Below are 8518 nucleotides of genomic sequence, written 5' to 3'. Positions count from 1 at the left end.
GACCGGCCGCGCGCCGACGGCGAGGCCCGACACGACGGCGAGGGCCAACAGGGCCAGGGCGGCCACGAGGGCGAGGAGGCGCGTGCGGGTGCGCCGGGAGCCCCGCGTCGGTCGCGGGGCACGGCCGACCGTGAGCGCTCGGGGCATCGCCATGATGATTAGCTTAGGCTACCCTCACTTGGAGTCCGGCCGGGTGGCGCACGTCGCCGTCCAGGCCCGACCCCCGCACCCGACCTTCCGCCCGACACCACGTCACAGCACCGACGTCACAGCCCTGAGGAACACATGCGCAAGACACTCTCGATCGCCGCCGCCGTCGCGGTCACCACCCTCGCCCTGGCCGGCTGCTCGGCCGACGCCGACCCGGACGACGCCGCCGGCGGCGGAGCCTCGGGCGGATCGGGCGCGTTCCCCGTCTCGATCGACACGAAGTTCGGCGAGGTCACCATCGACCAGAAGCCGACGCGCGTCGTCGCGCTCGGCTGGGGCGACGCCGAGACGGCGCTCGCGCTGGGGGTGCAGCCCGTGGGGGCCTCGGACTGGCTCGCCTTCGGTGACGAGGCCGACGGCGTCGGCCCCTGGGCACAGGGTCTCTACGACCAGGCCCCCGAGATCATCGGCACCCTCGAGCCCTCCTACGAGGCCATCGCGGCCCTCGAGCCCGACGTCATCCTCGACACGAAGAGCTCGGGCGACCAGGAGCGCTACGACCGCCTGTCGAGCATCGCCCCGACCGTGGGCGTGCCCGAGGGAGGCGACAGCTACCTGACCGACTTCGAGGACCAGATGGAGCTCGTCTCGAAGGCACTCGGTGAAGAGGCCAAGGGTGAGCAGCTCGTCGACGAGAACGAGAAGGCCGTCGAGGCCGTCGCCGACGCCCACCCCGAGTGGAAGGGCAAGACGATCACCGCCGCCACGAAGACCAGCGAGGGCTGGGGTGCCTACGTCGAGGACAGCGAGCGGGTCGAGCAGCTCGAGGAGCTCGGCTTCGAGCAGAACCCCGCCATCTCGGCGCTGTCCCCGAACGTCGGTGGCTTCTCGGTGTCGATCTCGAGCGAGCAGCTCGACCAGATCGACGCGGACGTCATCGTGGCCTTCCCGATCTACATCGACACGACCGAGATCACGGACGACCCGCAGTGGAAGGCCCTGTCGGCGGTGCAGGACGGCCACGCCGTCGTCATCGACGGCGACGTCGCCGCGGCGTACTCGCTCGGTTCGGCGCTCTCGCGCCAGTACGCGCTCGACCAGCTGGTGCCGCTGCTCGAGGGCGCCACGGAGTAGTCGCCGCACCCGTGCGGGCCGGATCGCTGCAGAGGGTGAAAGATGTTCTGGTGACCCACGAGCTGCACGACCTGATGACCCCCGAGAAGAACGTCCAACGCATCATGTGGACCGGCACGATCTGGTTCGTCGCCGCGGTCGGCAGCGTGGCGGTGGCCCTGGGGCTGCTGCTCGCGACCGGCTGGCGGCCGGCCCTCCTCTCGGCCGGGCTCGCGACGTTGTTCTGGGTCGGTGCCGCGCTGGTCGCCCTGAGCGTCGGGCTCATCGGGTGGTCGGGCTGCCCGATCCTCGAGGTCGACGTCCCCACGGCCGACCGCAACAAGACCCGCACGATGCAGGCCGGCACGATGCTGTTCATCGTCGGCGGGGCGGCCGCCCTGCTCGCCGTCCTGCTCGGCCCCGCGAGCTGACGCCGACGCCCCGCGAGCTGCGCCCCGCGAGCTGGGCGGGGGACACCTCACGACCGCCCGTCACTAGGGTGGCGCGAATGAGCGAACACGAGTCCCCGACGACGGCCACCGCCCTGCCGGGCCCCTCCTGGACCGAGCACGTCGTGTGGTGGCACGTGTACCCCCTCGGGTTCGTCGGGGCGGACACGACGGGCGCGGACCGCTCGCCGGCACCGCGCCTCCTCGATCTCGTGCCGTGGCTCGACCACCTGCTGGCCCTCGGCGCCAACGGGCTCGCCCTCGGGCCGGTCTTCGCGTCGTCGACCCACGGCTACGACACCATCGACTGGTTCGCGGTCGACCCGCGCCTCGGCACCGAGGCCGACCTCGTCACCCTGATCGAGGCCGCCCACGCGAAGGGCGTCAAGGTCATGCTCGACGGCGTCTTCAACCACGTCGGCCCCGAGTTCCCCGCGCTGGTCGAGGCACGTCGCGACCCCGACTCGAGCGCGGCCTCCCTGTTCCGGCGCGAGGACGACGGCAGCCTGGGCACCTTCGAGGGGCACGGAGGGCTCATCGCCCTCGACCACTCGTCGCCCGAGGTCGCCCGCACGGTCACGGACGTCCTGACGTACTGGGCCGACCGCGGTGCCGACGCCTGGCGGCTCGACGCCGCCTACTCGGTGCCGTCGTCGTTCTGGGCGACCGTGCTGCCGCCGCTCCGCGAACGGCACCCCGACGTGTACGTCGTGGGCGAGGTGCTGCACGGCGACTACGCGGCGGCCGTCCGTGACGGAGGCCTCGACTCGGTGACCCAGTACGAACTGTGGCAGGGCGTCTGGCACGCCCTGGCCGAGGTCAACCTGTTCGAGCTCGAGTGGGCGCTGCAGCGCCACGACGGGTTCCTCGACGACTTCGTGCCGCTGACCTTCGTCGGCAACCACGACGTCACGCGCATCGCCAGCCAGATCGACGACGACCGCCACCACGCCCACGCGATCGTGCTGCTCCTCACCCTCGGCGGCACGCCCTCGGTCTACTACGGGGACGAAATCGGCCTGCGGGCCGTCAAGGAGGCGCGGGTCGGCGGCGACGACGCGGTGCGTCCGGCGTTCCCCTCGACGCCTGCCGAGGCTCCGGGTGCCGGCGTCCCGGACGCCCTCCCCGAGGTCCTCGCCCTGCACCAGGAGCTGATCGGCGTGCGACGTCGGCACCCGTGGCTGCACACCGCCCGCAGCCGCACCGTGTCGGTCGCGAACGAGTCGCTCGTGCTCGAGGTCACGGGCGCCGGGGCGGGCCGGTCGCTCGTCGTCGCGCTGAACCTCGGCGACGACGAGCTGCGCGTGGCCGACCCGGCCCCGGGCGAGTGGGTGGCCGGTCGGGACGCGGGCCTCGACGGCGACGTCCTGTCGGTGGGGCCGCACGGCTGGGCGGTCGTCGCGCGCGCCTGACCCGGCCCGCGCCTCCGGGGTCCCTCCGCCCCCCGTGGGCATCCCCTGGGAGTCGCGACGAACCCGGGCGGGCCGTCGCTACCGTGCCACGCATGGCTAAGACACGAGAGCTACTCATGACCTCGACCCTCGCCGTCGGTGCGCTGGTCGCCGCCACCGGATGCACCTCCGACCCCGCCGTGACGGCCCCGACCGCCGCGGCGACCGGCGCGCCGAGCGCCCCCGCGACGAGCGCGACCCCCGCCGGTTCCGAACAGGACTCGGCCGAGCAGGCGATCGTCGTCCGCTACCTCGACGCGATCTCGAGCGGCGACACGGCGGCGGCCTGGGCCCTGCTGACCCCCGAGGCGCAGCAGTTCTACGGCGCCGAGCGGACCTTCGCCGAGTACTCGCCGGTGGACGGCACGGTGACGCCCGACGAGGCGTCGGTCCTGGTCGACGCCGACCTGGCCGTGGCCGAGGGGCCCGAGGGCGCGTTCACGCTGGTGAGCGCCACGACCGACGACCTCGCCGACGCCTGGATCGTGCGCGAGACGGCCGACGGCCTGCGCGTCGACGACGCCGGCGTGCCGCCGACCGGCGACTCGGTCTACGAATGGGACAACCCGGCCGTCGGGGCCGAGGACCAGAGCGCAGGAGGCGCGGTGTACGACACCACGGCCCCCGCGTCGATCTCGTTCGCCAGCCCGTTGAGCCAGGACCAGACCGAGCCGAGCGTCGTCGGTTACCCCGACACGCTCTGGGTCTTCCTCGACGGTCAGCAGCTGCCGTCGATCGAGGCCGTGTCGGCCGGCTCGGGCAAGCGCTTCACGACCGAGGTCGGCGAGTCGAGCGGGGCCGGCCGCGGCCTCACCGTCGTGTGGCAGACGGGCGACGACTCGCTCGGCTGGCGCAGCAGCACCGTCGTGCTCTGAGCCCCGGCCCGGCAGGGCGTCCGCCGCGAACCCCGTTCACGAAGACGAACCCCGTTCAAGCAGGGTTCATCTTCGTGAACGGGGTTCGTCGTCGGGAGGCGGCGGCGCGCTCAGCGGCGGCGCAGCAGGGCCATCGCCTCGAGGTGAGGCGTCTGCGGGAACATGTCGAACACGCGCGCGGCGACCACGTCGAACGACGGCATCGCGTCGAGGTCGCTCGCCAGGGTGACGGGGTTGCAGCTCGAGTAGACGACGTGCTCGACGCCCGACCCCTCGAGCCAGCCGGCCAGCGTCGCCCCGATGCCGCGTCGCGGCGGGTTGACGATCACGAGCTCGGGAGGCGCGGTGCCGGTTCCCGGGGACCCCGGCTCCGCCGACGTGGACGCGCTCGTCGCGAACCGGGTCGCGTCGTCCGCCGCGAAGCGCACGTGCTCGAGGCCTGCGCGACGGGCGCTGCCCCGGGCGCTGGCCACCGCCTCCTCGCTGGTCTCGATGCCGACGACCTCGCGGTGCGCGTGCCGACTCGAGCGGCCGGCGCCCGGGCGCGCGACGTGCAGGGCGAAGCCTCCGACGCCGCAGTAGAGGTCCCACACCGTGGCCGGGTCGATCGCGTCGACCCATTCGGCGGCCTGCGCGTAGAGCCCGGCCGCGATCGCCGTGTTCGTCTGGAAGAAGCTCTGGGGGCGCAGCTCGAGGTCAACCCCGCCGAGGTGCATGGTGAGCGTCTCGCGGTCGGTCAGCACGATCTCGTCGGTGCCCTCGAGCACGGCCTTGTGCTCGGGCAGCAGGTTGACCGACACGACCGCGACCCGGGGCAGGGCCTCGAGCAGCCAGGGCAGTTCGGACCGCAGCCGGGGCAGGGCCTGCTCGCTGCGCAGCACGAAGCGCACCATCAGCTCGCCCGAGGGCGACTCGGTCACGTGCACGTACTTCGCCTCGCCGCGGCGACGCGGGACGTCGTAGGGCAGGAGGCGCGCCCGGGTCACGAACGCCGCCAGCGTCGGCAGCGCCTCCTGGATGCCTGACGTGTGCAGCCCGCAGCCGCGCAGGTCGACGCCCTGTCCGCGGCCGTCGAGGATGCCGAGCGTCGGCTCGTCGATCGTGCCGCCGACGACCATCTTCGCCTTGTTGCGGAACCCCGACTCGGGGCCGGTCAGCGTCGGCAGCCAGGCCGAGGGCGCATGGCGCTCGCCGAGGAGGTCGCGGACGCGCGCCTCCTTCTCGGCGACCTGGACCGGGTAGGGGCGGTCGAGGAGCGTGCACGAACGGCACAGCCCCGCGTCGAAGTAGTCGCACTGCATGGCGGGCCGAGTCTAGGCGAGGGGCGTGGGGTGGCGACCCGCGCCTCCTCGGCCGGGTGCGGCCGGGTGCGGCCGGGTCAGAGCTGGGTGATGCCGCGTACGAGGGCGAGGGCGCTGCCGACGGCCGCGAGCGTCAGGACGAGGATGCGGCCGACCCGGGCCGGGACGACCTTGCTGAGGTGGTGTCCGACGAAGGCGCCGACGAACAGCAGGCCGAGGGCTCCCGCCCAGACGGGGACCGGCTCGGACGGGATGCCCTTCGTCAGCACCGAGGTCAGGTTGATCGCCAGCAGGAACACCTGGCCGGTGCCGACGAAGACCTCCCGGGGCCAGCGGTCGCTCGTGGCGTGCACCGTCAGCGCCGGACCGCCGACGCCGGCCGTGACGTTCATGAAGCCGCCGAGGGCGCCCGCGGCCACGGCGCCGACCCGCCCGGGCAGGAGGCGCGCGCGGCTCGAGAACGCCATCACGAGCACGCCGACCAGGGCCAAGGCGCCCACCGCGATGGTCAGCGGGCCGGTCGGGGCGGTCTGCACGACCCACGCGCCGATCGGGATCGTCACGAGGGCGGGCAGGACGAGGAGGGCCGCCGTCCGCCACCGCACCGTGCGCCAGGTGCTCGCCAGCACGACCAGCGCGAGCACGGCGGCGAGGGCGTTGCCGACCGAGACGCCGGCCTCGGGGCCGAGCACCACCACGAGGAGGGGTGCGGCGGTCAGCGCGAAGCCGATGCCCGCCATGCGCTGCGTGAGGGCGCCGACCACGATGGCCGCGGCGGCGAGGGCGAGCGTCAGCGGGGTCACGCCGTCACGCTACCGGGCGTGGGTGCGGGGCGGGCGGGGCAGGGCAGCGCCGCTGTGGGCAACCGGCGGGTACTACGCCAGGAGATGGGCACGGCGCCAGGACTAGTCGTGGTGCGGTGTCCATCTCGTGGTGTTGTGCGGCGTCAGTAGGGTGGCGGCATGACCGACTCGTCGAAGACCGTCCAGTTGCGCCGCTACGAGCTCGTCGAGGGGGTGCTCGACGACTTCGTCGCCTGGTTCACCTCGACGCTGATCCCCGCCCGGCTGTCCGAGGGCTTCGCGATCGAGTTCGCCTACGCGGACCGTGACGCCAACCAGTTCGTCTGGGCCGTCAGCACCCCCGGCGACGCTGCACGGTTCGCCGAGGTCGAGGCCGCCTACCTGCAGTCCGAGGCGCGGGCCGCGGCGTTCGCCGGCCAGCCCGTGCGGGTGGCGACGCAGCACGTCGCCCTGGTCGAGCCGATCGCCTGACCGCCCCGCCCCTGCGACACCGCCGAGTGGACAGGACACCGCCGAACGCCGCGGCGTCCTGTCCACTCGGCGGTGCCTCGTCAGCACGGCCGACGTCGGTGCGGTGACGGCTCCGGGCAGGCCCGACTAGAGGGCGTCGACGAACATCTGGGTCGCGAGCGGCACGTTCGTGGCGTTCGACGACGGGTCCCAGCCGACGACCGCGACGGCGTCCCCGCCGACGCGGGCGGTCAGGCCGACCAGGGTGAAGCTGCCGCCGCCGACGGTGCCCGTGACGCGCCAGCCGAGCGACTCGTCGGTGCCCGTGAGGGTCGGCTCGGTGGTCTCGACCGTGGTCTGCACGGGCTGGCCCTGCATCGTGAAGAGGGCGGTTCCGTCCGCGCAGCGGGTCAGGGCGTCGGACGCCTCGGCGACCAGGGCCGAAGCCGCGTCGTCGTCACCCGTGCTCGCGACGACGGTGGTCATCGAGCGGTCGTTGCTCGTGCCGAACTCGAGCGCGCCGTCGGGGGCGGCGTCGTCCCAGCCGACGCCGAACGGGGCGAGGCAGCTCGGGTCGCTCGCGGTCAGCCCCGGGTAGACCGAGTCGAGCAGCTGGTCGGTCGTGTCGAACTCGTCGGGCACGAACTGGATGCCCGTGAAGACGGACGCCAGTTCGGCGTCCGAGAGGGCGGCCGACGAGGCGTCGGCAGTCGCCGTGGCCGACGGACTCGCCGTGGTGGTGGCGCTCGGCGTCGTGGTCGGCTCGTCGCCGGCACCCCCTGAGCACCCGGTCAACAGCAACACGAGAGTGGCGGCCCCGACGGGCAGCGTGGTCCTGATCGACATGTCGTCCCCTCCGTCCGGGCTCCCCCGTGGTCCCGCGACGCCCCGAGGCTACCAGCGGGTCGTGATGCTGCTCGGGCCCGCGCGTCGCACCGCGGACCGGACGTCGCACCGTCGAGATCGGCGGTGCGACGTCCGGTTCGTGGTGCGACCCGGGCCGATGACGGGAGGCCGATCGGCCTCGGCCCCGGGCTCAGGGCAGCAGGCCCGAGCGGTAGGCCCAGACGACGGTCTGCAGGCGGTCTCGGGTGCCGAGCTTGGTCGTGATGCGGGTGAGGTGTGACTTGACCGTGCTCGTCTCGACCACCAGGCGCTCGCCGATCTCGTCGTTCGAGAGCCCCTCGCCGAGCAGACGGACGAGCTCGCGCTCGCGCTCCGTCAGGACGTCGGGCGACGGTTCGACCGCCGACGTCCGCCGGCGCCGCGTGAACTCGGCGATCACCCGCCTCGTGGTGGCGCCGTCGATCGCCGCGCGGCCCGAGGCCAGGGCGCGGACGGCACCGACGAACTCGTCGGGCTCGACGTCCTTGAGCACGAACCCGCTCGCGCCCGCCTCGAGGGCACCGAACACGTACTCGTCGAGGTCGAAGGTCGTGGCGACGAGGACCGCGGGGGTGCTCGCCGACCCGACCCGCGCCTCCTGCCTGTCGACGGCATCGCCGCCGAGGGGCGCTGACGAGCCGAGGCCGCCGGCAGCGGCCGTTCCGGCGGCACCGGGCCCTACCCGGGCGTCGACGATCGCCCGCGTCGCCTCGATGCCGTCGCCGCCGGGCATGCGCACGTCCATCACGACGACGTCGGGTCGGGTGCGTCGCACGACGTCGACCGCCTCGCGCCCCCCGGAGGCCTCGCCGACGACCTCGATGCCGCCCGCCGTCTCGAGCACGACCCGAAACCCGGTACGCACGATCGCCTGGTCGTCGACCAGCACGACCCGGATCACTCGGCACCCCCGCCGGTGATCCCCGTGTCCGGCCCCGGCTGGAGCCCCGAGGTGGGCCTCGAGGCGGCCCCGCCGTCGGCCCCGGACGCCGCAGGTGTCGCCGACGGCCCGCCGGCCGGGGCCTCGGTCGAGGCCTCGGC

The 8518-nt window shown here is 73.8% G+C and carries 9 protein-coding genes; 5 read left to right on the top strand and 4 right to left on the bottom strand.

Features of this window, described 5'->3' with window-relative positions:
- Positions 1–285: 285 nt before the first annotated feature.
- The 4 genes from IFT36_RS13800 (at position 286) to IFT36_RS13785 (ending at position 4038) form a co-directional block, all read left to right on the top strand.
- Positions 286–1284: an iron-siderophore ABC transporter substrate-binding protein gene (locus tag IFT36_RS13800; protein WP_200413415.1), complete on the top strand. Its 999-nt coding sequence runs from the start codon at positions 286–288 to the stop codon at positions 1282–1284.
- A gap of 50 nt (positions 1285–1334) precedes the next feature.
- Positions 1335–1694, top strand: coding sequence for a hypothetical protein (locus tag IFT36_RS13795; protein WP_043595969.1), 360 nt, complete (start codon positions 1335–1337; stop codon positions 1692–1694).
- A gap of 77 nt (positions 1695–1771) precedes the next feature.
- The gene (locus IFT36_RS13790) at positions 1772–3124 is read left to right on the top strand and encodes an alpha-amylase family glycosyl hydrolase (RefSeq protein ID WP_200413414.1); all 1353 of its coding nucleotides are present in this window, start codon (positions 1772–1774) and stop codon (positions 3122–3124) included.
- A gap of 92 nt (positions 3125–3216) precedes the next feature.
- Complete coding sequence (locus IFT36_RS13785) at positions 3217–4038, top strand: nuclear transport factor 2-like protein (protein ID WP_200413413.1); 822 nt, start codon at positions 3217–3219, stop codon at positions 4036–4038.
- Between the two features lie 110 nt (positions 4039–4148).
- Here the strand turns inward: IFT36_RS13785 and rlmC are convergent, their stop codons facing one another.
- Both rlmC and IFT36_RS13775 read right to left on the bottom strand, forming a co-directional pair.
- Positions 4149–5339 carry a 23S rRNA (uracil(747)-C(5))-methyltransferase RlmC gene (gene rlmC, locus IFT36_RS13780; RefSeq protein WP_200413412.1) on the bottom strand — a complete coding sequence of 397 codons (1191 nt, stop codon included), beginning with the start codon at positions 5337–5339 and terminating at the stop codon, positions 4149–4151.
- A 77-nt stretch (positions 5340–5416) separates the two neighbouring features.
- The gene (locus tag IFT36_RS13775) at positions 5417–6142 is read right to left on the bottom strand and encodes a sulfite exporter TauE/SafE family protein (protein WP_056044452.1); all 726 of its coding nucleotides are present in this window, start codon (positions 6140–6142) and stop codon (positions 5417–5419) included.
- Positions 6143–6301: 159 nt separating this feature from the next.
- Here IFT36_RS13775 and IFT36_RS13770 point away from each other — a divergent pair, with 159 nt between their 5' ends.
- Positions 6302–6613, top strand: a complete 312-nt coding sequence (locus tag IFT36_RS13770; RefSeq protein ID WP_123570983.1) for a hypothetical protein — start codon at positions 6302–6304, stop codon at positions 6611–6613.
- A gap of 126 nt (positions 6614–6739) precedes the next feature.
- Here IFT36_RS13770 and IFT36_RS13765 read toward each other — a convergent pair whose 3' ends face one another.
- Positions 6740–7438, bottom strand: coding sequence for a hypothetical protein (locus IFT36_RS13765; RefSeq protein ID WP_123570982.1), 699 nt, complete (start codon positions 7436–7438; stop codon positions 6740–6742).
- A 190-nt stretch (positions 7439–7628) separates the two neighbouring features.
- Positions 7629–8378 carry a response regulator transcription factor gene (locus IFT36_RS13760; protein ID WP_200413411.1) on the bottom strand — a complete coding sequence of 250 codons (750 nt, stop codon included), beginning with the start codon at positions 8376–8378 and terminating at the stop codon, positions 7629–7631.
- Positions 8379–8518 lie beyond the last annotated feature (140 nt).

Source organism: Frigoribacterium sp. CFBP 13605 (genome assembly GCF_014839405.1).
Lineage (GTDB): Bacteria > Actinomycetota > Actinomycetes > Actinomycetales > Microbacteriaceae > Frigoribacterium.
This window is presented reverse-complemented; position numbering and strand designations above follow the sequence as displayed.